Genomic DNA, 24387 nt, shown 5'->3' with positions numbered 1-24387 from the left:
CATGGCTATCTGGAAACGACCGTTCGATCTGGCAGCACTCAATAAAATCGGTGAAAACTCACTGGTGGGGCACCTTGGCATTGTGTTTACGGTGATTGGCGACGATTACCTCGAAGCCACCATGCCAGTCGATGCCCGCACGCAACAGCCGTTTGGCCTGCTGCACGGCGGCGCATCGGTGGTGCTGGCGGAATCGATGGGATCAATTGCTGGCTACCTTAGCGTGGAAGAGGGAAAAAGCGTGGTGGGGATTGAGGTGAGTGCCAGCCACCATCGCGCCGTCAGCAGCGGCGAGGTGCGCGGTATCTGCCGTCCACTGCATCTCGGCGCACGTAATCAAAGCTGGCAGATTGAGATTCGCAATGGCCGCGATCAGCTGTGCTGTAGTACTCGTCTGACGGTGGCGGTACTGGGTTAGAACGTGGGTGAGCACTAAAGTGCTCACCTTTCATTATTTGCCCGATCCGGCAAGCGGCTTCTTCTTGTTATATTTCGCTTTACCTCTGAGTGTCAGCTGTCCGTTAAAACCTATATATCGCACAAGGCGACGAGTCTCAAAACCCACCTTTCTGCAATATTCTGTAAACGCCTTTTGATTATGCTCATTGGTTGATATTCGATAACCATCAATAATTTCTGTGGTAATCTTTTTATAAGAAGAAGGGTTAAGATTCCCGCCACTCTGAGCGATCAGGGCATTAATTTCCTCACGGGTCATTCCCCGTTCTATTAAGAACTTTCGTCCTTTATCTTTAAAAACATTTTTGACCATCACCTTTTGTCGGAAAGGTTCATAGTTTACTTTGTATTCCCGACTAAATTTTTCAATAGATCTGTTTCCATTACGTTGCTCCTGAGTGAGAGCCGCCCATTTTACCATTGCAACCATCATTTCTTCATTTTGCTGCTCAACTTGCATAATTTTTTCACCCGCCTCTTTAAGGCCATCAGCGGTAGCATAAACCTGCAATGTATGACGGCTTATATTATTCCTTTCACAAAACGCGGTCTTCGTGCCATAGTTTTTTCGGACTTCCCCCAGCGCCATCCATTCCCGGATAAGATCTGCGGTTATCCTGTCATCCTGACCTGGCTGGCGATTAAGCACCGCTCTGCCACGTGCCGTAAATTTATTGTCTTTGAAAAAATAAGGTAACTTGCTCTCATCAAGATTATTTTTTATACAGAATGCATGCAGGACTTCCTGAGATAATTCAGAATTATTTTGCATTAACATGCCATGAAGTTCTCTCATATGTCCTGGTTGGACATAATTTTTCTCTTCTGTCTGATTGCGGGCATAATTTTCTATTCTTTGCAGACTTTTCAGACCACGCGTATTGACCCCTGACCTGCGCAGTACTGAATCAAGCGTTTCAAAAAGCACATTATATTTTATCGCCAATTTTTCTCTTGCCCCAGGTATCGCGCGTTCTTCTTCCGTTTTATTCAGCCATTCATTAATCGCTTCTTTAGGGTTTGAGAATTTATGTCCTTCATCAAGCTGAATTTTTTGTTTCCCTCGCAATGTCAACTTACCATCTTCGTAGATATATTTCATTGCAGTGACAGGAACAAGTCGATTTTTTTTAATAAATCTCCTGCGATTTCTTTCCTTTCGGGGTAGTTTTTTAAATTGCCGCAAAAGATCCGCAGTTATCCTTCCCTTTTTCTGCGAAGGGATTCTTTCCTTGACTGATGAATCATCACTGTAATCAATTTCTGTTTCCTGGCTAACTTGATCAGCCTCGGGAACTTGATTTTTTTCAAATGATTTTATGCTTTGAATCTTTCTTTCTAAATCTTCAGTTAACTGCTTATTTTTTTGTGGCAGGATCTTAATAAGATTTTTTATATCTTCCCGCAAATCATGACCATAAATTCCTGTTAACATCGTATCAGTGAGAGGTTTACCCGCAAGGGTTTTATCTTTTCGCCCTTTGAATAACGCAAAGGCTGCGGCATCTGTCATACAAAACCCTGTTTTTCCAATGGGTTGCACTCTGCTTTTTTCCGTGCTCAGCCTGTAAATATTTTCTTCCAGAGTAAAATTCACATTGCCCGCTGGAGACCATACCGCATTATAATGATTTTCATTTGGGATATATTGAATAACAGCCAAATGACGTTCTGAATTAATGATTTCTTTATGATCAACAAACTCACCATTTGAAGCATCAATAACAGAAACAACCATATCATCCCATTGCTTTTCATCGCCCTCATGCTCTTTTTTGGTAATCACAAGCAAGGCATTTTGTTTACGAAAGCTTTCTGATAATGCGATCAACTGCGGCAACACTTCAAAACTGGCATCAACCCAGCTGTCAGCATTGCCAATGTTGTCTGCCAGCCATGATAGGCCGGGAGGAAGTCCTTCTGGCTGTCCATCTCCGACAGAAATATAGTCGGGTTCTGTCTTAACTATCGGGGGTTGATGTTTCAGTATTCTGTATCTGGAGCCATAATTTATCAGTAATGACTCATCTTTTTTGATATCACGAATAGCCATATAAACAATAATTTCGCCTGCCCGAATAGCGATCAAATTATTTTTATCAGAAGGCGCAACTTTATCGCCCTGCACCAGGGCGGTATTAACAAGGGCCAGATGGGTATTTTTTAAATGACCTGCGATCCCACTATATACATTCACTGGCTTCCTTCGAAAGCCTTTTTTAGATCTGGGACGGTGTCCTTTGGTTTCAAAAAAATAGGTCGGACAGTGACTGTCACTGCTTACATACATTTCTTCACATTGTGCGCGATTCCTCAGAATAAATCCGCCATACAAATCCGGTAACACCTCACCTACGCTGATTGCTCTGGCAGCCTTTAATCCGAAACCTAATTCAGGGTGTTCTTCATCACTAAAGATATGATAGCAATCCGCGCCTGCATCTCCGGTCTTTCCCTCCTGAATATTCTTCACCAAATTCCGTATCTGTCGCGTAGCGGAATCTGCGATTTTTTTTGACAGGCGCTTTTTATCAGCAATGCTAATTTCTAATTTTTCGGCATCAACATGCATTAACTCCTCACGCAGGGGTCCCTTTTTTATCCCTAAGGCTTCCAGCTCATCATCTTTGTGCAACAAAACCGGTAACTTTCCGGGCCGACGTTGATGATAAAGACTAATATCTTCCTCTTCTAACGGTTCCTTTTTTATATTAATGGTTTGATTAATCGATGGGGTATCAGATATATTCGCCTGGTGAATAAAAGATATATTTTCAACCAGGGCTGATTCTATATTCATTGATGCTGGAACGGGTGAGGGAATAGAAGGTGCTAATCTTTCAACAGGTTGCATTTAAACTCCTTTTAAATACACAGATATGATTACCGAAGCGTCCTTATCCTGGCCGCTTATGCTGGCTGTTCTGAACGATGTCGATCCTGGCACAATGTTCCGTAACGAAACGGTGCCTTATGCACAAAACCAGCCATAAAATGCAGATGAAGGGAAGGTGAACGGTGGGCAAACGCTGATGAATACCTTATACAGCGCGAAAAAAAATCTGGCAGTTACCGAAGTAACTGCCAGATCAGATTTGAACTCATACTGCTGAGATAACGCAATATTAGCGCTGGTAGATGATTTCGACGCCTTCGTCGTCATCTTCATCCCAGTCATCATCCCAATCGTCGTCTTCTTCCACTTCCTGGGCGTTTTCCATAGCTTCGCGGTGGTAATCATCCCACATGAAGGCCACTTTCTCTGGCTGCTTCTCTTCAGCTTCCGCTTCTTTTGGATTGGCGATAATGAAGCTCATCACGTCCCAACACAGCTCATTGACGCCATCACGGCTGGCAGCAGAAATCAGATAGTATTTCTCTTCCCAACCCAGCGCTTCTGCAATGGCTTTAGCGCGGCTTTCCGCTTCTTCACGGCTCAGCAGGTCAGTTTTGTTAAACACCAGCCAGCGCGGCTTCTGATACAGTTTATCGCTGTATTTTTCCAGCTCGCCAAGGATGATGCGCGCGTTTTCAACCGGATCTGACTCGTCAATCGGCGCAATGTCGATCAGGTGAAGCAGGACGCGGCAGCGTTCAAGGTGTTTCAGGAAGCGAATACCGAGGCCGGCACCTTCAGCAGCACCTTCAATCAGGCCCGGGATGTCGGCAATTACGAAGCTCTTTTCGCTGTCCATACGCACCACGCCCAGGCTCGGCACCAGGGTGGTAAACGGATAATCAGCCACTTTCGGCTTGGCCGCAGAAACGGCGCGAATAAAGGTCGATTTCCCGGCATTCGGTAAACCAAGCATACCGACGTCAGCCAGCAGCATCAGCTCCAGCTGCAGGTCACGCTTTTCACCCGGTGTGCCCATGGTTTTCTGGCGCGGTGTACGGTTAACCGAAGATTTAAAACGGGTGTTACCCAGGCCATGCCAGCCGCCTTTGGCGACCATCAGCTGCTGCTCGTGGCGCGTCATATCGCCCAGCGTTTCGCCTGTGCCTTGGTCAATCACCCGCGTACCCACCGGGACTTTAACAATAATGTCTTTACCGCGTTTGCCGGTGCAGTCACGGCTCTGGCCATTCTGGCCACGTTCAGCGCGGAAAGATTTTTCGAAACGATAATCGATCAGGGTATTGAGGTTTTCATCCGCCAGCAGGTAGACGTCGCCGCCATCACCGCCATCGCCGCCGTCCGGGCCGCCTTTCGGAATGTATTTTTCGCGGCGGAAGCTCACGCAACCATTACCGCCATCACCCGCGACCACGAGGATCGTCGCTTCATCAACAAACTTCATTTTCTTTCTCCGTCACACTGTCGTTCGCGGCAGAACTCTGACGACGAACGGGTCCGCCAGGGTCTTCTGCGCTGACCGGCGGCGGATAATACAGGATTGGCAATGCCATGTGTACATAAATTGTACAGCAATCTGCGCAAGGGTGCAGGGTCTACGTGCACTCCGCAACAGAATGTAAAAAGCCCCGCAAAGCTGCGGGGCCTTTCATTCGTTCGTTCAGACGTTAACCGTCTGCGTCACGACAACCTTACTCAGCAACGATGCTGATGTATTTACGGTTGTTCGGACCTTTAACTTCGAATTTCACTTTGCCGTCTGCGGTAGCAAACAGAGTGTGGTCACGACCACAACCTACGTTGTTACCGGCGTGGAATTTGGTACCACGCTGACGAACGATGATGCTACCTGCCAGAACAGATTCACCACCGAAACGTTTTACACCCAGACGTTTTGCGTTGGAGTCACGACCGTTACGAGTCGAGCCACCAGCCTTTTTATGTGCCATTTGTCAGATCTCCTCTTAGGCGCTGATGCCAGTGATTTTCACATCAGTGAACCACTGACGGTGGCCTTGCTGCTTACGGTAGTGCTTACGACGACGAAACTTAACAATTTTAATTTTCTCGCCACGACCATGAGCAACGACTTCTGCTTTGATCACACCGCCTGAAACCAGTGGCGCGCCGATTTTCACGTCTTCGCCATTTGCAATCATCAGAACCTGGTCAAACTCGATGGTTTCACCGGTTGCGATGTCCAGCTTTTCCAGGCGAACGGTCTGACCTTCGCTTACTCGGTGTTGTTTACCACCACTTTGGAAAACCGCGTACATATAAAACTCCGCTTCTGCGCTTGCCTTTCTGTTAATCAGGCGGCGCTATAAATATTCACAATAGGGCGCGAATTCTACGCAAATCTCCGGCAGAAGACAAGTGCACTTTGCACTCTCTTGCAGAAAAAAAGCGCAGGATGAATGCAAACGTTTATCAACCCGATTTTTCAAGTACAATCAGTAACAGATTACCTGAACTCACGCTGGGTAAAAGCGCTTACCATGCCGAGAAACGAGTCATAGCTGAACAGACGAATGAACTTAGAACAGATTAATGAATTAACCGCGCAGGACATGGCGGCCGTCAACCAGACCATCCTCGACCAGTTGAATTCAGATGTCTCGCTGATTAACCAGTTGGGCCATTACATCATCAGTGGCGGTGGAAAACGCATTCGCCCGATGATAGCCGTGTTGTCTGCACGCGCACTGAATTACCAGGGTTCGCAACATGTCACCAATGCGGCGCTGATCGAATTTATCCACACCGCCACGCTGCTGCATGACGATGTCGTGGATGAATCCGATATGCGCCGTGGTAAAGCCACAGCCAATGCCGCATTTGGCAATGCGGCCAGTGTGCTGGTGGGTGATTTTATCTATACCCGTGCTTTCCAGATGATGACCAGCATGGGATCCCTGAAGATCCTCGCGCTGATGTCTGAAGCGGTGAACGTCATCTCCGAAGGCGAAGTTTTGCAGTTGATGAATGTCAACGATCCGGACATCACTGAAGAAAATTACATGCGGGTGATTTACAGCAAAACCGCCCGTCTGTTTGAAGCCGCTTCACAGGCATCAGCGATTCTGGCCGAAGCCACTCCGGCGCAGGAAAAAGCGCTGCAGGATTATGGACGCTATATTGGCACCGCTTTCCAGTTAATTGACGATTTACTGGATTACAGTGCGGACGGCGAGACGCTGGGCAAAAATACTGGCGATGACCTGAGCGAAGGCAAACCCACCCTGCCCCTGCTGCATGCGATGCGTAACGGTTCACCAGAACAGGCGCAGATGATTCGCCGCGCGATTGAAGAAGGTAATGGTCGCCATTTACTGGAACCGGTGCTGGAAGCAATGCGCCAGTGTGGTTCGCTGGAATGGACGCGGCAGCGCGCGGAAGAAGAAGCTGACAAAGCCATTGCTGCCCTGGGAGCACTGCCAGAAAGCCCATGGCGTAGCGCCCTGGAAGCATTAGCCCACATGTCTGTACAACGCGATTATTGATCCCTGCGGGGCCAGCTCTGGCCCCCTTTTCCTGCTCTCACTTCCCTTGTACGTCTTTTCATTATTTGCAGTGCTTTTGCGAAACAGTTCGCAGTTACAAGCAATGGTTACGATTTTACTGGAAACTTACTGGAGTCATTTGCTATATATTTCCAGATATTCCTACACCGGAAAGAATCCCTCACCCGAAGGATGAGAAGACAACATGGACATGGAGAAGAGCGTTTATGCATGCATGGAAACAAGACTGGCACCCGGCAGACATCATTGCAAAGCTGCGTAAGAAAGGAACCACAATGGCAGCGTTATCGCGCAAATCGGGTCTGAGTTCATCGACTCTGGCGAATGCCATTTCCCGATCCTGGCCCAAAGGAGAGTGGTTGATTGCCAACGCCTTGGGTGTACACCCTGCGGAGATCTGGCCAAGCCGTTATTTTGATCCTAAGACTCAGCGTTTGCGGAAACGCACGGGGCGTCCGAAGCCAAAAAAGGTGCCTCAATCTTCAGAGTGATGCTCGTGTAGCCAAAAAAAACCAGCCGCAGTAGGGGCTGGTTTTCTCATTAAAGCCTGGTGGAAGACAATTATTCGCCGCTAACGCGCTCGATATTCGCACCCATGGCTTTCAGTTTATCTTCGATGTGCTCGTAACCACGATCGATATGGTAAATACGATCGACCAGCGTAGTACCTTCCGCAATGCAACCCGCCAGCACCAGACTGGCTGATGCACGTAAATCGGTCGCCATAACCTGCGCACCCGACAACGTCTCCACGCCGTGACAAATTGCGGTATTGCTTTCGATCTCCGCATGCGCGCCCATACGAATCAGTTCAGGGATGTGCATAAAGCGGTTTTCGAAAATGGTCTCGGTGATTACACCGGTGCCTTCAGCCACCAGGTTAAGCAGCGTAAATTGCGCCTGCATATCGGTCGGGAAACCCGGATGCGGTGCAGTGCGAACGTTCACCGCTTTTGGGCGCTTACCGTGCATATCGAGGCTAATCCAGTCGGCACCGGTTTCAATATCCGCACCGGCGTCACGCAGTTTCGCCAGTACTGCATCCAGGGTGTCAGGCTGAGTGTTGCGGCACACCACTTTGCCACGCGAAATCGCGGCAGCAACGAGGAAAGTACCGGTTTCGATACGGTCCGGCAGGACACGATAAACACCGCCACCCAGACGTTCTACGCCTTCAATGGTGATTTTATCGGTACCAGCACCGCTGATTTTTGCACCCAGGGTGTTCAGGAAGTTCGCTGTATCAACAATTTCCGGTTCACGCGCAGCGTTTTCAATGATGGTAGTGCCTGTTGCCAGCGTTGCCGCACTCATGATGGTCACCGTGGCACCGACGCTCACTTTGTCCATCACGATATGCGCGCCCTTCAGACGACCATCAACTGAGGCTTTAACATAGCCCTCTTCCAGTTTGATCTCGGCACCCAGTTGCTCAAGGCCAGTGATGTGCAGATCAACCGGACGTGCGCCAATGGCACAACCACCCGGCAGTGAAACCTGCCCCTGACCAAAACGCGCAACCAGCGGTCCCAGCGCCCAGATCGAAGCACGCATGGTTTTCACCAGGTCATAAGGCGCACAGAAGACATTAACTTCGCGCGCATCAACGTGCACCGAACCATTACGCTCGACCTGCGCACCCAGCTGACTCAGCAGCTTCATGGTGGTGTCGATGTCACGCAGTTTCGGCACATTCTGAATCTCTACCGGCTCTTCTGCCAGCAGCGCTGCAAACAGAATTGGCAGCGCAGCGTTTTTCGCCCCGGAAATGGTCACTTCACCACTCAAACGGGTGGGGCCTTGCACACGAAATTTGTCCATTAACACGGTTCTCAATTATCAATCAAACAAGCCCGCCTGCGCGGGCGCACCAAAGCAGTGCGCTTAGAAACCGTTAAGTTTACGATCGCGCGCCCACTCGGCAGGAGTATAAGTTTTTATGGAAACCGCATGAATGCGATTATCCGCAATGTATTCCATCAGTGGCGCATACACAGCCTGCTGTTTTTTAACCCGGCTCAGCTCGCCGAACATCTCGCCGACCGCAATCACCTGAAAGTGGCTACCGTCGTTGCTGAGAACATGCACTTCTTCTAATGGCAACGCCTGCATCAGCACCGCCTGAACTTCACTATTTTCCATCGCTCTTTGCTTCAAGTTGATAATAATAAGGCAGACATCTTAGAGGAAAGCGTCTGACTCTTAAATACGCAAAAGCCCCTGAAAAAATCAGGGGCTTTATCATTAAGGGCAATAATCAGGCTATTTTTTCCGCAGAAACAATAATCTGCTGCAGGTTATACAGCGTAATCAGTGACTGAAGTTTATCCGTGATACCGCTAAACAGCGGCGTGCTGCCCTGCGCCCTGGCAATCTCACGCAAATGAACCAGCAGCGCCAGTCCGGCTGAGTCCACCCTGTCGAGTGCAGCCACATCAATGGTCTCAATATCCACCATGGCCGTTTCCCGTTCCTGCCACAAGGACAGCAAGGTGTCACGGTCCAGCTTGCCACTCAGGGCCAGCGTGCTGGCAGTACGCTGCCAGCGTAACGGTTCGCTCATTATTGCTGCTTATCCAGAGTGATTGGCTGAGCCGCAGAGGCTTTCAACTGCGCGGTCAGACCATCGATACCTTTGGTACGCAGCAAATCGCCCCACTCATTCTGTTTGGTGGTGATCATACTGATGCCTTCTGCCACCATATCGTAGGCCTGCCAGTCACCCGTACGGCTATTTTTGCGCCACTGGAAATCAAGGCGTACCGGTGGACGGCCGCTCGGATCGAGAATGGTGACACGGATTGCCACAATATCAGCATCGCCAATCGGCTGTTCAGGCTGAATTTGATAGGTCTGACCGTGGTAGAGTGCCAGCGCCTGGCCATATGCCTGTGCCAGATAATCGCCAAAGGCCGCGAAGTAAGCATCACGCTGTGCCGGTGTGGCATCACGGTAGTAACGACCTAACACCAGCGCACCCGCATACTTGATCTGCACATAGGGCAGCAATTCCTGACGCACGATATCACGCAGATAATTAGGATCCTGCTTGATCTTCGGTTGCTCGTTCTTCAGGCGAGTGAAGGTTTTCGCCGCCGCTTCATCCATCAGTTTATAGGGATTGCTCTGGTCCGCTGCCGTCGCGGCCAGTGGAACGATGGCCAGCATGGCAATCATCAGTAAACGTTTAAACATCGTGTTTTACCTCTGGGGTTATTCAGTTGCTGCAGGCGCGCTCTCCGCACCCTGTTGTTTGTTATCGTTTTTGTTGTCGCCGCTCTTGTAAAGGAACTGGCCAATCAAATCTTCCAGCACCATCGCTGATTTGGTATCACGCAGCGTGCCGCCATCTTTCAGCATAGACGACCCCAGATCCGGGTCATCGAAGCCAAGATTGAGCGCCAGGAACTGTTCCCCCAGTAATCCCTGGGTACGAATCGCCAGTGAACTGGTGTCCGGTATTTTGTTGGCGTATTGGTCGCTGATGTCCATGGTGACGCGCGGCGACAGGGTTTTGTCATCCAGCGAAATATCCGTCACACGACCAATCACCACGCCGCCAATCTTGACCGGCGAGCTCACTTTCAGGCCGCCGATGTTATCGAAGGTGGCATACAGCTTCCATGTGGGTTCAGTCCCCAGTGATTTCAGGTCAGCAACACGCAGGCTGAGAAACAGCAGTGCCAGCAGTGCCAGCAGCATGAAGACGCCTACCCAAATTTCGTTTTTCTTGCTTTGCATTGCATCATTTCCCAAACATCAGTGCTGTCAGCACAAAATCCAAACCGAGTACCGCCAGTGAAGCATGTACCACGGTACGCGTCGTTGCCCGGCTGATCCCCTCCGACGTGGGGATAGCATCATAACCGTTGAACAGCGCAATCCATGTCACCGTAATGGCGAAAACCGCGCTTTTGATAATGCAGTTGATAATATCAGTGCGGAAATCCACCGCGTTCTGCATCGCTGACCAGAAGAAGCCAGGATCAATACCTTTCCAGCTGACTCCAACCAGCGCACCACCGGCAATCCCCACCGCCGTAAAAATCAGCGCCAGCAGCGGCATACTGATAAAACCGGCCCAGAAACGTGGTGATACCACGCGTCGCAACGGGTCAACCGCCATCATTTCCATGCTGGAGAGCTGCTCTGTGGCTTTCATCAGACCAATTTCTGCGGTCAGCGCCGAACCGGCACGCCCGGCGAACAACAACGCGGTAACCACCGGGCCAAGTTCGCGCAGCAGCGACAACGCCACCAACATGCCGAGACTGGTTTCCGCACTGTAGGTGGTCAGGACCAGATAGCCCTGCAACCCAAGCACCATGCCGATAAACAGCCCGGAGACCATAATGATCAGCAGAGACATTACGCCCACGCTGTAGAGTTGCTTGATCAGCAACGGTGCATGTTTGCGAAACGCTGGTTTTCCCACCAGCGCATGAAACAGCATCATCCCTGCCCGGCCAAATGCCGCACAGGTGTTAATCCCCTGACGTCCAAGTGACGCCAGCGCCTTTAACAACATCAGCTTAGGTTCTCCCTGCGTGGGTCAAATCGGCCAGATAATCCCCGGCCGGAAAGCGGAACGGCACCGGGCCGTCCGCATGCCCTTCAATAAACTGGCGCACGCGTGGATCGGGGTTGGTCCGCAATTCAGGCGCGCTTCCCTGAGCAATAATTTTTTGCCCGGCAACAATATAGGCATGATCGGCAATGCTCAAGACCTCTGGCACGTCGTGCGAAACCACGATGCAGGTCACCCCCAGCGCGTGGTTCAGCTCGTCGATCAATTTTACCAGTACCCCCATGGTGATCGGATCCTGGCCGACAAAGGGTTCATCGAACATGATCAGATCCGGTTCCAGCGCGATCGCACGCGCCAGCGCTGCACGGCGCGCCATCCCGCCGGAGAGTTCCGCCGGTTTGAGCTGCGCAGCACCACGCAACCCTACCGCTTCCAGCTTCATCATCACTGTGCTGTGCAGCAGCGATGGCGGAAGTTGCGTATGCTCCCGTAGCGGCCAGGCCACGTTATCAAAGACGCTGAGATCGGTAAAAAGTGCACCGGACTGGAATAACATGCTCATTTTTTTACGCACTTCATACAATCTGCGGCGTGAAAGTGAGGGAATGTTTTCGTCACGGAACCAGATTTCACCTTTATCTGGCTGGAGCTGGCCACCAATCAGGCGCAACAACGTAGTTTTCCCAATGCCTGATGGCCCCATAATGGCGGTCACTTTACCTTCGGGCACCGTTAATGAAATGTCGTCGAAGATGGTGCGATCTCCGCGCGAAAAGCTCACGCCACGAACCTCAACCAGATTCGTTTGCTGCTGGATCATCTTTACCTCTTAATGGGGATCGGGCGTTATCGTATCCCGGGATGGTAGCCTGTAAGTCCACGATGCACGAGAGTTTTACAGAAACTTACCCACCCGGTTTGGCGAAAATAGCCTTAAAATTTACTTTTGCCTCTCAGACAGTCAAAATCAGCGCCTGTTTCACTGCACTAATGTTTATACCCGTCGGGCAACGCGTGCCGACACATCTGGCCATCAAGGATTTTTCATGTTCGTAGCCACTGCCCTGCTGTTCATTGGATTGATTTTACTGGCTTACGGCGCTGACCGATTAGTATTCAGTGCCGCGATCCTCAGTCGATCCTTCGGCATCCCCCCGTTAATCATCGGCATGACCGTGGTCAGCATCGGCACTTCGCTCCCTGAATTGATCGTCTCTTTTTCAGCGGCGCAGCACGGACAGATGGATTTAGCAGTAGGCACTGCGCTGGGTTCGAACATCACCAATATTCTGTTAATCCTCGGCGGAGCGGCCCTGCTGCATCCTCTAACCGTCCATTCCAATCTGATTCGCCGCGAACTCCCGTTAATGCTGCTGGTCTCATTGCTGAGCGGGATTATGTTGTTTGATAATTATCTCAGCCGCCTTGATGGCGTAGCCTTGCTGCTGATTGCGCTGGGTTATCTGCTGGTGGCGATCCGCATCGCACGGCGGGCCGAGCGTGAAAATAACGACACCTTAACGCGCGAACAATTGGCGGAGCTGCCGCGTGACGAGAGCGGCAACACCGTGGCCTTCCTGTGGCTCGCCGTTGCACTGCTGATCCTGCCGATGTCTACCCGCATGGTGATCGATAACGCGACCGTATTTGCCGATTACTTCGACGTAAGCGAACTGGTGATGGGGTTGACGTTAATCGCCGTAGGCACCAGCCTGCCGGAACTGGCTACCGTCATCGCTGGTGCGATGAAAGGCGAGGACGATATCGCCATCGGCAACCTGATCGGTGCCAATATTTTTAATCTGGCCATTGTTCTGGGCCTGCCCGCGTTGATTCATCCGGGCAGCATTGATCCCCATGCCTTTGCCCGTGATTACTGGGTGATGTTGGGTGTCAGCGTGCTGTTCGCCCTGTTGTGCCTGCAACGCCGACGCCGAATTGGCCGGCCGGCAGGTGCCTTATTGTTAGCAGGATTTATCGTGTGGGTGTGCTGGCTGTGGCTTAGCCCCATGTTTATCACAGGTTAATAAAGGACAGACTGAGTATGTCACATCAGCAACCGGATTTTGACTTTCAACAGGCAGGCAGAGCGGTGCTGCGTATTGAGCGTGAAGGCCTGGAACAACTCGATCAATATATAAATGACGACTTCTCACGCGCCTGCAAAATGATCTTTGCCTGTCGGGGTAAAGTGGTGGTGATGGGGATGGGCAAGTCAGGACACATTGGCAAAAAGATCGCCGCAACCTTCGCCAGCACTGGCACGCCCGCATTCTTTGTTCATCCTGCAGAAGCCAGCCATGGCGATCTGGGGATGGTCAGTACCAACGATGTGGTGATTGCCATTTCGAACAGCGGTGAGTCAAACGAGATCCTCGCGCTGGTACCGGTGCTGAAACGCCAGAAAGTTCAGCTGATCTGCATCACCAGCCGTGCCGACAGCGCAATGGGCCGGGCCGCCGATGTCCATCTATGCGTGAAAGTGCCGCAGGAAGCCTGCCCGCTCGGGCTGGCCCCCACCACCAGCACCACCGCCACGCTGGTGATGGGGGATGCGCTGGCAGTGGCACTGCTGGAAGCGCGCGGCTTTACGCAGGAAGATTTTGCATTGTCCCATCCAGGTGGCGCATTGGGGCGTAAACTGTTACTGCATGTCAGTGACATCATGCACAGTGGCGACGAGATCCCTCATGTCACGCGTGATGCATCATTGCGTGATGCGTTGCTGGAAATTACGCGGAAAAATCTCGGTCTGACGGTGATCGTCGATGATCTGATGAAAATTGAAGGTATCTTCACCGACGGTGACTTACGCCGGGTGTTTGATATGGGTATCGATTTCCAGTCAGCCCGCATTCAGGATGTGATGACCCGTGGTGGCATCCGCGTACGCCCCAATCTGCTGGCGGTGGATGCCCTTAACCTGATGCAAAACAAAAACATCACTGCATTGCTGGTGGCCGATGACGATCGCCTGCTCGGTGTGGTACATATGCATGACATGCTGCGCGCCGGCGTGGTCTGAACAGGAAAAGAACATGAGTGTTGAAACACCCGCAGTGGAAACCTGCTATGGCCCGGTGAGCGCAGAAGTCATGGCGCGGGCAGCGCAAATCCGCCTGCTGATTTGTGACGTTGATGGTGTGATGTCAGACGGCCTGATTTACATGGGCAACAGCGGCGAAGAATTGAAAGCTTTTAACGTACGCGATGGTTATGGCATTCGTTGCCTGCTGACCTCGGGCATCGAAGTGGCTATTATTACCGGCCGCAATGCCAGACTGATGGAAGATCGCTGTAAAACCCTCGGCATTACGCATCTTTACCAGGGACAATCGGATAAGCTTTTGGCCTGGCGTGAACTCCTGGATAAACTGTCATTATCTGCCGAACAGGTAGCGTATATCGGTGATGACCTGATCGACTGGCCGGTCATGGCGCGAGTCGGTCTCAGTGTCGCCGTTGCCGATGCGCACCCGATTCTGCTGCCGCGCGCGCATTACGTCACCCGCATTGCCGGTGGCCGCGGTGCAGTACGTGAACTTTGCGATCTGATCTTAATGGCGCAGAATAAATTTGAGGATGCCAAAGGGCAATCAGTATGAGTAAAAGCAGGCGTTGGATAACGCTGATTCTGGCCTTAATCGCTCTGGTGCTGATCGGCTGGAATCTTACCAACCAGGATGAGAGCAAAACACCGGTTGCCACCAACGATCAGGAGCCGACCTATACCAGCTCGACTTCTCACACCGTGGTATACAATCCCGATGGTGCGCTGGCCTATAAGCTGATTTCGGATAAAGTTACCTACTTTGATGCCGATCAACTGAGCTGGTTCGAAAATCCGGTGATGACCACCTATGACGTGAACAAAATTCCAACCTGGTCTGTTCGCTCGGATAAGGCAAAGCTCACCAAAGATCGTATGCTTTATCTATACGGCCACGTTGAAGTAAACACCCTGACGCAGGATTCCGAGTTACAGCGCATCAAAACGGATAATGCGGTAGTCAATCTGGTTACCCAGGATGTCACTTCAGACGATCAGGTCACCCTTTATGGCCGCAGTTTTAACTCTACAGGCATGAAGATGCGCGGCAACTTACGGACAAAAAATGCCGAGTTGATTGAAAAGGTCAAATCCTCCTATGAAATCCAAAATGAACAAAAACAGCCTTAAGTTACTGCTGGTCAGCGCCCTGTTAGCCACCAGCCTGCCCGCTCTGGCATTAACAGGAGACTCGGACAAACCCGTCAATATCGTTTCAGAGAACCAGGCGCTGGATTTGCAGGGTAATGTCGCCACCTTCACCGGCAATGTGATCGTGACACAGGGATCGATCAAAATCACCGCTGACAAAGTGGTGGTGACCCGTCCGGGCGGCGATAGCAAAAAAACCATCGTTGATGCCTGGGGCAACCCCGCGACTTTCTATCAAATGCAGGATAGCGGTAAGCCGGTACAAGGCCATGCTGCCAAGCTGCACTACGAACTGGCCAATGACTTTGTTGAGCTGACCGGCAACGCTTACATTGAGCAGCTGGATAGCAATATCAAAGGCGATCGCATCACCTATCTGGTGAAAGAACAGAAAATGCAGGCCTTCAGTCAGGGCCAGAGCAAACGCGTGACCACCGTACTGGTGCCGTCGCAGTTGCAGGACAAAAACGGTTCATCCCAGAGCCAAAAGAAGAGTAACTAATTTCTATGGCCACACTGATCGCTGAAAACCTGGCGAAAGCCTATAAAGGCCGCCGCGTGGTAGAAGACGTTAGCCTGCAGGTGAAATCCGGCGAAATCGTCGGCCTGCTGGGCCCCAACGGGGCCGGTAAAACCACCACCTTCTACATGGTGGTAGGTATTGTGCCGCGTGATGCCGGTCGCATCGTCATTGATGATGAAGACATCAGTATCCTGCCACTGCATGCGCGCGCGCGCCGTGGCATTGGTTATCTGCCGCAGGAAGCATCGATTTTCCGTCGCCTGAGCGTTTACGACAACCTGATGGCGGTATTGCAGGTTCGTGAAGATCTTAGCGAAGAACAGCGCCAGGACCGTGCCAATGAACTAATGGAAGAGTTCCACATTGAGCACCTGCGTGACAGCATGGGTCAGGCGCTTTCCGGTGGTGAACGCCGCCGTGTGGAGATTGCCCGTGCGCTGGCTGCCAACCCTAAATTCATCCTGCTGGATGAACCATTTGCGGGGGTCGACCCCATTTCCGTTATTGATATCAAGAAGATCATTGAGCATCTGCGCGATAGCGGGCTGGGCGTGCTGATCACCGACCACAACGTGCGCGAAACCCTTGCCGTTTGTGAACGCGCTTACATCGTCAGCCAGGGGCATTTGATTGCCCACGGCACCCCCGATGAAATACTTGCAGATGAGCAGGTTAAGCGTGTTTATTTGGGCGAAGAGTTCAGACTCTGATAAGGTGTCGTAACCTCCGACGTTTGCTTAGGAAATTCAATCCGGATTATGAAGCAAGGTTTGCAACTCAGGCTCAGCCAACAGCTGGCGATGACACCCCAGTTGCAGCAGGCAATCCGCTTGCTGCAACTCTCTACGCTTGAACTCCAGCAGGAATTACAACTGGCGCTGGAAAGCAATCCATTGCTTGAACAATCAGATCTCCATGAAGAAGTAGACACACGCGAATATCAGGAGAGCGAAGCGCTCGACACTCGAGAGGCACTCGAACAAAAGGATATGCCGGAAGAGTTGCCGCTCGACGCCACCTGGGATGAGATCTACACCGCCGGTACACCTTCAGGCACCGGGACCGATTATCAGGATGATGAATTGCCGGTGTACCAGGGGGAGACGACGCAGTCATTGCAGGACTACCTGATGTGGCAGGTCGAGTTGACGCCCTTCACTGATACTGACCGTGCCATTGCGACCTCGATTGTGGATGCGATTGACGATACCGGCTACCTCACCGTGACGTTGCAGGATATCTGCGACAGCATTGGCGATGAGGAGCTGACGCTGGACGAAGTGGAAGCGGTACTGAAACGCGTGCAGCGTTTTGACCCGGTCGGTGTCGGTGCTCGTGATTTACGTGATTGTCTGCTGGTCCAGCTTTCACAATATGCCAGTGATATACCGATGCTGGCCGAAGCGCGCCTCATCGTCAGTGAACATCTCGATCTGCTGGCCAATCATGATTTCCGCAGTCTGATGCGTGTCACGCGTCTGAAAGAAGATGTGTTGAAAGATGCCATGCTGCTGATTCAGTCGCTCGATCCGCGTCCGGGCCAGTCGGTGAATACCAGCGAACCGGAATATGTCATTCCTGATGTGCTGGTACGCAAAACCGGCACGCGCTGGACGGTCGAACTGAATGCTGACAGCGTGCCACGTCTGAAAATCAACCAGCATTATGCCGCGATGGGCGGAGCTGCGCGTAATGACAGCGATAGCCAGTTCATCCGCAGCAACTTACAGGAAGCCCGATGGCTGATTAAGAGCCTGGAGAGCCGCAACGACACGCTGCTAAAAGTGACACGTTGTATTGTCGAGCAGCAGCAGGCGTTCTTTGAGCAGGGCGAGGAGTATATGCGCCCCATGGTGCTGGCGGATATCGCCTCAGCCGTGGATATGCATGAATCCACAATTTCGCGCGTCACCACGCAGAAGTATTTACATAGCCCGCGTGGCATCTTTGAACTGAAGTATTTTTTCTCCAGCCATGTGAACACCGAAGGCGGTGGCGAAGCCTCTTCCACGGCAATACGTGCGCTGGTGAAAAAATTGATCTCTGCGGAAAACCCCGCAAAACCCTTGAGCGACAGCAAACTGACCTCCATGTTATCTGAACAGGGCATCATGGTGGCCCGCCGTACGGTTGCTAAGTATCGCGAGTCTTTGTCCATCCCGCCCTCGAATCAGCGTAAACAGCTGGTTTGAATGTATTGAGAAGGAAGACCTATGCAGATAAACCTTACCGGACTGAATGTAGAGATTACCGAACCGCTGCGTGAATTTGTAAATAGCAAATTTGCCAAACTGGAACACTATTTTGATCGTATCAATCAGGTCTATATTGTTCTGAAAGTGGAGAAGGTAACGCAGATTGCTGATGCAACCTTGCATGTGAACGGCGGGGAGTTGCACGCGACATCGGAAGCGGAAGATATGTACGCGGCCATTGACGGATTGATCGACAAGCTTTCCCGTCAGTTGACTAAACATAAAGACAAACTGAAAAAACACTAACCTTCACGCTTGCAGAGTGCTGACCGGTTCGGCACTCAGAGCACAGAATGGGGCGGGCTGACCGCCCCGTTTTGTCATCTGCGCAAGCGCCAACAGGAGAACCTGCATTTTCCCTGCTAACGGGTTAAAGTGGGTGATCCTCGCGGCTATGTGAACTCGCAAGTGAAACGATGATGAACAACGATCTGACACTGGAATTGAGCTCGGTCCTCACGCTGGACTGCACCCGCAGCGGCGTACACTGCCAGAGTAAAAAACGTGCGCTGGAAATTATCAGCGAGCTGGCAGCTAAGCAGCTCAATCTGCCTCACCAGACGCTTTTCGAAGCAATCCTCACCCGTGAACGCATGGGCAGTACCGGTATTGGCAATGGCATTGCTATTCCGCATGGCAAGCTGGAAGAAGACACCCTGCGCGCCGTAGGTGTGTTTATCAGCCTCGATCAGCCGATCGCCTTTGACGCGGTCGATAATCAGCCAGTAGACCTGCTGTTTGCGCTGCTGGTGCCGGCGGACCAGTGTAAAACCCATCTGCATACGCTATCGCTGGTGGCAAAACGCCTGGCAGATAAAACCGTCTGTCGTCGTCTGCGCGCAGCGCAGAGCGATGAAGAACTCTATGCCATTATCACAGAAGCGCAGGACGACCATCCTTAAGCGACAGACACTTTTACCGGCCAGGGTGCCAGTTTAAAACGGGAGAAATGTGATGGTGCTGATGATCGTTAGCGGTCGGTCAGGCTCAGGAAAATCAGTCGCGTTGCGTGCGCTTGAGGACATGGGATTTTACTGTGTCGATAATCTGCCAGTGGTGCTGCTGCCCGAACTGGCAAATACGTTAACCGAACGCAATATCTCAGCCGCCGTCAGTATTGACGTGCGGAACATGCCCGAATCGCCGGAGATTTTTGAAACCGCCCTCAATAATCTGCCGGAGTCCTTTGCGCCGCAGCTTTTGTTTCTCGATGCCGATCGCAACACGCTGATTCGTCGCTACAGCGATACCCGCCGCCTGCATCCGCTTTCCAGTAAAAACCTGTCACTGGAGAGCGCCATTGATGAGGAAAGCGATTTACTGGAGCCGCTGCGTTCACGCGCCGATCTGATTATCGACACCTCAGAGATGTCGGTGCATGAGCTGGCCGAGATGCTGCGGACCCGTCTGCTGGGTAAACGCGAACGTGAACTGACCATGGTGTTTGAATCCTTTGGCTTCAAACATGGTATTCCAATCGATGCCGATTATGTCTTTGATGTGCGTTTTCTGCCTAACCCGCACTGGGATCCGAAACTGCGTCCGATGACCGGCCTCGATCGTCCGGTGGCAGCGTTTCTCGATCGACATACCGAAGTACATAACTTTATCTACCAGACGCGCAGTTATCTTGAGCTGTGGCTGCCGATGCTGGAAACCAATAATCGCAGTTACCTCACTGTCGCCATTGGCTGTACCGGGGGTAAACACCGTTCGGTGTACATTGCCGAACAACTGGCCGATTACTTCCGCTCACGTGGAAAAAATGTGCAGTCCCGTCATCGCACCCTGGAAAAACGCAAATCATGACCGTGAAGCAGACCGTTGAGATTCGTAACAAGCTGGGGATGCATGCCCGCCCGGCCATGAAACTGTTTGAGCTGGTGCAGAGTTTCGACGCTGAAGTACTACTACGCAATGAAGCCGGAACGGAAGCCGAAGCCAGCAGCGTAATCGCGCTACTGATGCTGGATTCGGCTAAAGGGGGCCATATTGAGATCGAAGCCAGCGGACCGGAAGAAACTCAGGCACTGGCTGCGGTGATCGAATTGTTTGAAGCGGGTTTCGACGAAGATTAATCGCCTCAGTGCAACTTGTAGCGATTCAGAAAACCTTCCCCGCCCAGCTGGCGCATCTGCCGCATGATCCATTGCTGGCGTTGACGAATATAGCCTGAAGGCGCGTCGGCGCGGAAACGGATCGGATTCGGCAGGACTGCCGCCAGCAGAGCCGCTTCCGACATCGTCAAACGGCTGGCGGGTTTGTGGAAATAACGTTGTGACGCCTCCTCCACACCGAATACCCCATTGCCCAATTCCGCGATATTCAGATAGACCGTCAGAATCCGGCGCTTGGTCCATACGGTTTCAATACCCACCGTCAGCCCGGCTTCCAGACCTTTTCGCACCCAACTGCGCCCATCCCACAGGAACAGATTTTTTGCGGTCTGCTGTGAAAGCGTCGAAGCACCTCGCATGCGTTCATCCCCTTCGTTATCGAGCACCGACTGGATCGCTTGCACATCAAATCCCCAGTGGACCGGGAATTTCTGATCTTCAGAAGCAATCACCGCCAGCGCCATCCACGGAGAGATCTGATCCATACTGACCCAATCGGAATGCGCCACGTAATCAAAATTGCCGCTCAGCCAGGCCCCGACCTGTCGTTGCACCATCACCGCGGAGAAAGGTACCGGCAAAAAAGAAAACAACAAAATTGCCGCCAGCCAAATACCCAACCAGGCGAGCAGGAATTTTGCCATTATCACTTTAATACGTTGCCGAAGTTTCCCTTTATTCTTACTCATCAAATTTACTCTTACCTGTTCCCTGTATTAATCAATCACTCCGGTCACGATAACACTCAGCGACACCCGGGTGCTAAAAATTACTCAGTGACCAGTTGATTTATCAAACAAAGTCATTACCTGCGCAACCATCGTTCCTTTAATAGAGCCAAATACATCAATCACTTCCGCTATTAAGGAATCGGTTCCATGTTCAAACTCTCATCGGAAGAGTTCGTTATGGACAATTAACCGAATGTGATATGAGTCACACCAAATGATTCGCCATACTTAACATTAAGCCTTCTCAGCGTTTGAGCATGTTCATTGATTAACGAAAGCATTATGAAAAAAATGTGTAATTTCGCAGCAGATACTCTGTGACTTCCGCCATTTGTGGTAAAGCATTTTATATGACATTTGGTTTACATGCCGGGTTAAAACCATAAACCGGAACTTTCTGTCGATGGTTTCCAAAACGTTTTGGATAACCCGGGCACTCTTCCCATATTCACACCATTTTTCAGTCGGTTAACCTGAAAAAAAACAAAAATTTTGCCACCAACTGACTTTCGCTGCGCTTGTCGGGTTTTTCTGCCGCTTCAGCACGTTATAACCACAGCAAAAATAGAACATTTGGTCAAAAATAACACAATGAGGCAAAGAAATTGATTCCTTGCTTGACTGTGTCATCAAATTAATGTTTTCTGTATTTAAACGCTGCTCAACATCACACAATTTAATGAATCTTGTCACAACTGATGACGAATTTGCTAAGGTGTTTTGGAAGCGTTAACCAATACCACGCTGTTGCTCAGGATAGACCTCAAATAATAGCAACAGCGACAATTTCCCTGGTGTTGGCGCAGTATTCGCGCACCCCAGTTTCGACTGGGGTCATTTTTTTCTAAGGCTTGTTACTTTCCCGCGCGGCTACCCACTCACGTAATACGTTCACGTCGTGTTGCCATTCCTGTTTTAACTCATCAATCCATTCCTGAACATTATCCCACCATGCAGGTAACTCCGGTGACTGAATTTGTTTCGCCAGCTTTTGCAGATGCAACAGACCAACAGACCCCGCTGCGCCTTTGATTTTGTGCCCTTCTTCCGCAATGCCTTTCTGGTCACGCGCCATCATGTTGGAATCCAGCACATCCAAATAACCCGGCATCATCTTTTCAAACATCGTCAGACTCTGGGTGATCAATCCTGGCCCCACCAGCTCGATATATTGCTCCAGCATCGGCACATCGAGCAGCGCACGGGTTTTCTCCTCGGCCTGAGGGGCTGCCACCGGCGTATCCGCTTCAGGTTGATAATCCCAGAACTTCTTAATCATCGCCGTCAGCGCCGGTACCGCCAGCGGTTTACTCAGCACCTCATCCATGCCCGCATCCAGATACTCTTTTTTGTCTTTCAGCACGTTGGCAGTCAGTGCCACCAGCGGTGGCAATATCTCACCCGCATGACGCTGATGAATGGCGCGCGATACGTCAAGACCTGTCATGTCCGGCAGCTGAATATCCAGCAGCACCAGATCGAACTCCTCGGGATCGAACATCTCCAGTGCTGCGGTACCGGTCATCGCCACTTCAACGCTGCAACCCAGTTTCTCCAGCACCGAACGTGCCACGATCACGTTCAGCTCAATATCCTCCACTAGCAGGACATGCAGCGCGGGCAGCGGCATGCTGTCGTCAAGGTTGTCATCCTCAACCTCTTCCGCGACGCGTGGAGCCTTGATCTCGACAATGAAGCAGGAACCCTGCCCCTGCACGCTACGCACGCTGATATCGCCGCCCATCGCCTGTGCCAGGCGGCGTGACACTGCCAGCCCGATACCGGTGCCCGTTGCCGGTTTGCCACCATGCTGGTCTTTCACCTGATAATACATGGCGAAGATTTTGTCCTGTTCCTCCTGCGGGATACCCATGCCGGAGTCTTCCACCTCAAAACGCAGGGTTTCATCCTGACCATAAGCGACACGCACCACGATTTCGCCCTGCTGGGTGAACTTCACCGCATTGCCAATCAGGTTCCACAGGATCTGTCGCAGGCGCGTGCCATCGGCACAAATCTTGTGTGGCAGCGGCAGTTCAGGTGACATTACGAACTTCAGCCCTTTCGGCTGCGCCAGCAGGCCGGAGAGGTTTTCCAGATCGGACAGGAAACCGGTGAAATCGAGCGGCTGGTTATCCAGCTGCACTTTACGCCGCTCAATCTTGTCCACCTCGATCACATCATTAAAGATGTTGCCGAGGGTGATGGCCGACACATGGATGGTTTTCAGGTATTTAAGCTGCTCCTGATTCAGATCGGTATCCAGCAGAATGCGGCTCAGCCCGACAATCCCGTTCAGTGGGGTACGCAACTCGTGGCTGATGGTGGAAATGAAGGTGGTCTTTTCACGGCTGGCATTCTCCAGCGCGTCCTGGTAGCGCTTACGCTCGGTAATATCGCGGCCAAAGCCCATCAGGCCACTGCGCTTCCCGACGCGATCGTAATAAGGGACTTTACGGATTTCGAAGCAGGCTTTACGCCCATCGGGATATTGCAGCCACTGTTCGTAAGTCAGCGACACGTTATGGCGGAACACCTTCTCATCAGTTTCCAGCACCTTGGTGGCGGCATCTTCATCATAAATGTCACGCGGCGTCAGACCAATCAGCTGCTTTTCACTCAATCCGGTGAGCAGCTCCATCGCGCGGTTACAGCCAGAAAATTGCTTATCGATATTGCGGTAAAACACCAGGTCCGGCGAAGCATCAAGGAAAGAGCGCAGGAAGGAGGATTGCTGTTCAAGTTCGATTTGTGCCTGCTCACGGCGCGCCATTTCTTCGCGCAGCTTATCCATCACCTGCTCACGCGCCTGCTCGGCTTTAATACGGTCAGCGATTTCCTGGTTGAGCTGAGTAATGGTTTCTTTCATCTGCTGATTCAGCTCAAGATCGCGCGTGCGCATCTCTTCCAGCTTATCCACCAGCCGAGAGAGGCGCTGACGTGACTCTTCCAGTTGATCAACCACCACTGAGAGGAAATAGACCGCCCAGGGTGTAATCAGCAGACCAAAGAATACCGAACGCACCACATCGATGCTCTCGACATGGCCACGCAACACCATAGTGACGGCCATCTGTACCACCATCGCCAGCACCACCAGTGCCGAGGCAAGCAGCAGCGAAAATCGCACCAGCCCCAGTTTGACCATCAAATCAACGTAGTATTGCGCTAAAAGACGAATCTGTTTCATTA

General features: G+C 51.5%; 27 protein-coding genes. 14 read left to right on the top strand and 13 right to left on the bottom strand.

Annotated features, from left to right (window positions below; all coding sequences use genetic code 11):
- The first annotated feature begins 1 nt into the window (after window position 1).
- A complete protein-coding gene (locus AC6I8X_RS02700) occupies window positions 2-418 on the top strand; it encodes a hotdog fold thioesterase (RefSeq protein WP_299457840.1) in 417 nt (138 codons plus the stop codon).
- Window positions 419-451: 33 nt separating this feature from the next.
- Here the strand turns inward: AC6I8X_RS02700 and AC6I8X_RS02695 are convergent, their stop codons facing one another.
- The 4 genes from AC6I8X_RS02695 to rplU form a co-directional block, all read right to left on the bottom strand.
- Window positions 452-3313, bottom strand: a complete 2862-nt coding sequence (locus AC6I8X_RS02695; protein ID WP_497840524.1) for an SET domain-containing protein-lysine N-methyltransferase — start codon at window positions 3311-3313, stop codon at window positions 452-454.
- 271 nt (window positions 3314-3584) lie between these two features.
- The gene (gene cgtA / locus AC6I8X_RS02690; protein ID WP_497840523.1) at window positions 3585-4760 is read right to left on the bottom strand and encodes an Obg family GTPase CgtA; all 1176 of its coding nucleotides are present in this window, start codon (window positions 4758-4760) and stop codon (window positions 3585-3587) included.
- Between the two features lie 247 nt (window positions 4761-5007).
- Window positions 5008-5265, bottom strand: coding sequence for a 50S ribosomal protein L27 (gene rpmA, locus AC6I8X_RS02685; protein ID WP_006121751.1), 258 nt, complete (start codon window positions 5263-5265; stop codon window positions 5008-5010).
- 15 nt (window positions 5266-5280) lie between these two features.
- Window positions 5281-5592 carry a 50S ribosomal protein L21 gene (rplU, locus tag AC6I8X_RS02680; protein WP_013507673.1) on the bottom strand — a complete coding sequence of 104 codons (312 nt, stop codon included), beginning with the start codon at window positions 5590-5592 and terminating at the stop codon, window positions 5281-5283.
- Window positions 5593-5847: 255 nt separating this feature from the next.
- On the opposite strand from rplU, the gene ispB reads away from it, so the two are divergent.
- Together ispB and AC6I8X_RS02670 are read left to right on the top strand one after the other, a co-directional pair.
- Entirely contained in the window at window positions 5848-6819 is a 972-nt protein-coding gene (gene ispB / locus AC6I8X_RS02675; RefSeq protein ID WP_497840522.1) for an octaprenyl diphosphate synthase, read from the top strand.
- 227 nt (window positions 6820-7046) lie between these two features.
- Window positions 7047-7331, top strand: a complete 285-nt coding sequence (locus AC6I8X_RS02670; RefSeq protein ID WP_299457864.1) for a helix-turn-helix domain-containing protein — start codon at window positions 7047-7049, stop codon at window positions 7329-7331.
- Between the two features lie 70 nt (window positions 7332-7401).
- Here AC6I8X_RS02670 and murA read toward each other — a convergent pair whose 3' ends face one another.
- The 7 genes from murA to mlaF all read right to left on the bottom strand — a co-directional run bounded on the left by murA (window position 7402) and on the right by mlaF (window position 12188).
- Window positions 7402-8661, bottom strand: a complete 1260-nt coding sequence (murA, locus tag AC6I8X_RS02665; RefSeq protein ID WP_416410248.1) for a UDP-N-acetylglucosamine 1-carboxyvinyltransferase — start codon at window positions 8659-8661, stop codon at window positions 7402-7404.
- 63 nt (window positions 8662-8724) lie between these two features.
- Window positions 8725-8982 carry a BolA family iron metabolism protein IbaG gene (gene ibaG / locus AC6I8X_RS02660; protein WP_007886637.1) on the bottom strand — a complete coding sequence of 86 codons (258 nt, stop codon included), beginning with the start codon at window positions 8980-8982 and terminating at the stop codon, window positions 8725-8727.
- 115 nt (window positions 8983-9097) lie between these two features.
- Complete coding sequence (mlaB, locus tag AC6I8X_RS02655; protein ID WP_313687536.1) at window positions 9098-9403, bottom strand: lipid asymmetry maintenance protein MlaB; 306 nt, start codon at window positions 9401-9403, stop codon at window positions 9098-9100.
- A complete protein-coding gene (gene mlaC / locus AC6I8X_RS02650; protein WP_497840521.1) occupies window positions 9403-10035 on the bottom strand; it encodes a phospholipid-binding protein MlaC in 633 nt (210 codons plus the stop codon). The genes mlaB and mlaC overlap by 1 nt, the downstream gene beginning before the upstream one ends.
- Window positions 10036-10053: 18 nt before the next feature.
- Window positions 10054-10581 (bottom strand): outer membrane lipid asymmetry maintenance protein MlaD, encoded by a 528-nt coding sequence (gene mlaD, locus AC6I8X_RS02645; RefSeq protein ID WP_084872179.1) that lies wholly within the window; start codon window positions 10579-10581, stop codon window positions 10054-10056.
- Window positions 10582-10585: 4 nt separating this feature from the next.
- Window positions 10586-11368, bottom strand: a complete 783-nt coding sequence (mlaE, locus tag AC6I8X_RS02640) for a lipid asymmetry maintenance ABC transporter permease subunit MlaE (RefSeq protein WP_084872177.1) — start codon at window positions 11366-11368, stop codon at window positions 10586-10588.
- A gap of 4 nt (window positions 11369-11372) precedes the next feature.
- Window positions 11373-12188: a phospholipid ABC transporter ATP-binding protein MlaF gene (gene mlaF, locus AC6I8X_RS02635; protein WP_299457877.1), complete on the bottom strand. Its 816-nt coding sequence runs from the start codon at window positions 12186-12188 to the stop codon at window positions 11373-11375.
- Between the two features lie 226 nt (window positions 12189-12414).
- Between mlaF and AC6I8X_RS02630 the strand changes: the two genes are divergently transcribed.
- The 11 genes from AC6I8X_RS02630 to npr all read left to right on the top strand — a co-directional run bounded on the left by AC6I8X_RS02630 (window position 12415) and on the right by npr (window position 20425).
- Window positions 12415-13395 (top strand): calcium/sodium antiporter, encoded by a 981-nt coding sequence (locus AC6I8X_RS02630; RefSeq protein WP_497840520.1) that lies wholly within the window; start codon window positions 12415-12417, stop codon window positions 13393-13395.
- A gap of 17 nt (window positions 13396-13412) precedes the next feature.
- Window positions 13413-14393, top strand: coding sequence for an arabinose-5-phosphate isomerase KdsD (kdsD, locus tag AC6I8X_RS02625; RefSeq protein WP_084872170.1), 981 nt, complete (start codon window positions 13413-13415; stop codon window positions 14391-14393).
- 13 nt (window positions 14394-14406) lie between these two features.
- Window positions 14407-14973 carry a 3-deoxy-manno-octulosonate-8-phosphatase KdsC gene (gene kdsC, locus AC6I8X_RS02620; RefSeq protein ID WP_084872167.1) on the top strand — a complete coding sequence of 189 codons (567 nt, stop codon included), beginning with the start codon at window positions 14407-14409 and terminating at the stop codon, window positions 14971-14973.
- On the top strand, window positions 14970-15548 hold the full coding sequence (gene lptC, locus AC6I8X_RS02615) for an LPS export ABC transporter periplasmic protein LptC (protein ID WP_084872164.1): 579 nt from the start codon (window positions 14970-14972) through the stop codon (window positions 15546-15548). Before kdsC ends, lptC begins: the two co-directional genes overlap by 4 nt.
- A complete protein-coding gene (gene lptA, locus AC6I8X_RS02610; protein ID WP_084872162.1) occupies window positions 15517-16071 on the top strand; it encodes a lipopolysaccharide ABC transporter substrate-binding protein LptA in 555 nt (184 codons plus the stop codon). Before lptC ends, lptA begins: the two co-directional genes overlap by 32 nt.
- A 5-nt stretch (window positions 16072-16076) precedes the next feature.
- Window positions 16077-16802, top strand: coding sequence for an LPS export ABC transporter ATP-binding protein (gene lptB / locus AC6I8X_RS02605; RefSeq protein ID WP_313687528.1), 726 nt, complete (start codon window positions 16077-16079; stop codon window positions 16800-16802).
- A 48-nt stretch (window positions 16803-16850) separates the two neighbouring features.
- Entirely contained in the window at window positions 16851-18284 is a 1434-nt protein-coding gene (gene rpoN / locus AC6I8X_RS02600) for an RNA polymerase factor sigma-54 (protein ID WP_084872155.1), read from the top strand.
- Window positions 18285-18305: 21 nt separating this feature from the next.
- Window positions 18306-18593, top strand: a complete 288-nt coding sequence (hpf, locus tag AC6I8X_RS02595) for a ribosome hibernation promoting factor (protein ID WP_013507656.1) — start codon at window positions 18306-18308, stop codon at window positions 18591-18593.
- A 173-nt stretch (window positions 18594-18766) separates the two neighbouring features.
- Window positions 18767-19249 carry a PTS IIA-like nitrogen regulatory protein PtsN gene (ptsN, locus tag AC6I8X_RS02590; RefSeq protein ID WP_208617305.1) on the top strand — a complete coding sequence of 161 codons (483 nt, stop codon included), beginning with the start codon at window positions 18767-18769 and terminating at the stop codon, window positions 19247-19249.
- Window positions 19250-19301: 52 nt separating this feature from the next.
- The gene (gene rapZ, locus AC6I8X_RS02585; protein ID WP_084872149.1) at window positions 19302-20156 is read left to right on the top strand and encodes an RNase adapter RapZ; all 855 of its coding nucleotides are present in this window, start codon (window positions 19302-19304) and stop codon (window positions 20154-20156) included.
- Window positions 20153-20425, top strand: coding sequence for a PTS phosphocarrier protein NPr (npr, locus tag AC6I8X_RS02580; protein ID WP_013507653.1), 273 nt, complete (start codon window positions 20153-20155; stop codon window positions 20423-20425). The genes rapZ and npr overlap by 4 nt, the downstream gene beginning before the upstream one ends.
- Before the next feature lie 5 nt (window positions 20426-20430).
- Here npr and mtgA read toward each other — a convergent pair whose 3' ends face one another.
- Together mtgA and arcB are read right to left on the bottom strand one after the other, a co-directional pair.
- Entirely contained in the window at window positions 20431-21153 is a 723-nt protein-coding gene (mtgA, locus tag AC6I8X_RS02575) for a monofunctional biosynthetic peptidoglycan transglycosylase (protein WP_084872148.1), read from the bottom strand.
- An 886-nt stretch (window positions 21154-22039) separates the two neighbouring features.
- On the bottom strand, window positions 22040-24385 hold the full coding sequence (gene arcB, locus AC6I8X_RS02570) for an aerobic respiration two-component sensor histidine kinase ArcB (RefSeq protein ID WP_313687007.1): 2346 nt from the start codon (window positions 24383-24385) through the stop codon (window positions 22040-22042).
- Between the last annotated feature and the right edge of the window lie 2 nt (window positions 24386-24387).

This window comes from Pantoea sp. X-Soil-TKNS-1280, from assembly GCF_059730475.1.
This window is presented reverse-complemented; position numbering and strand designations above follow the sequence as displayed.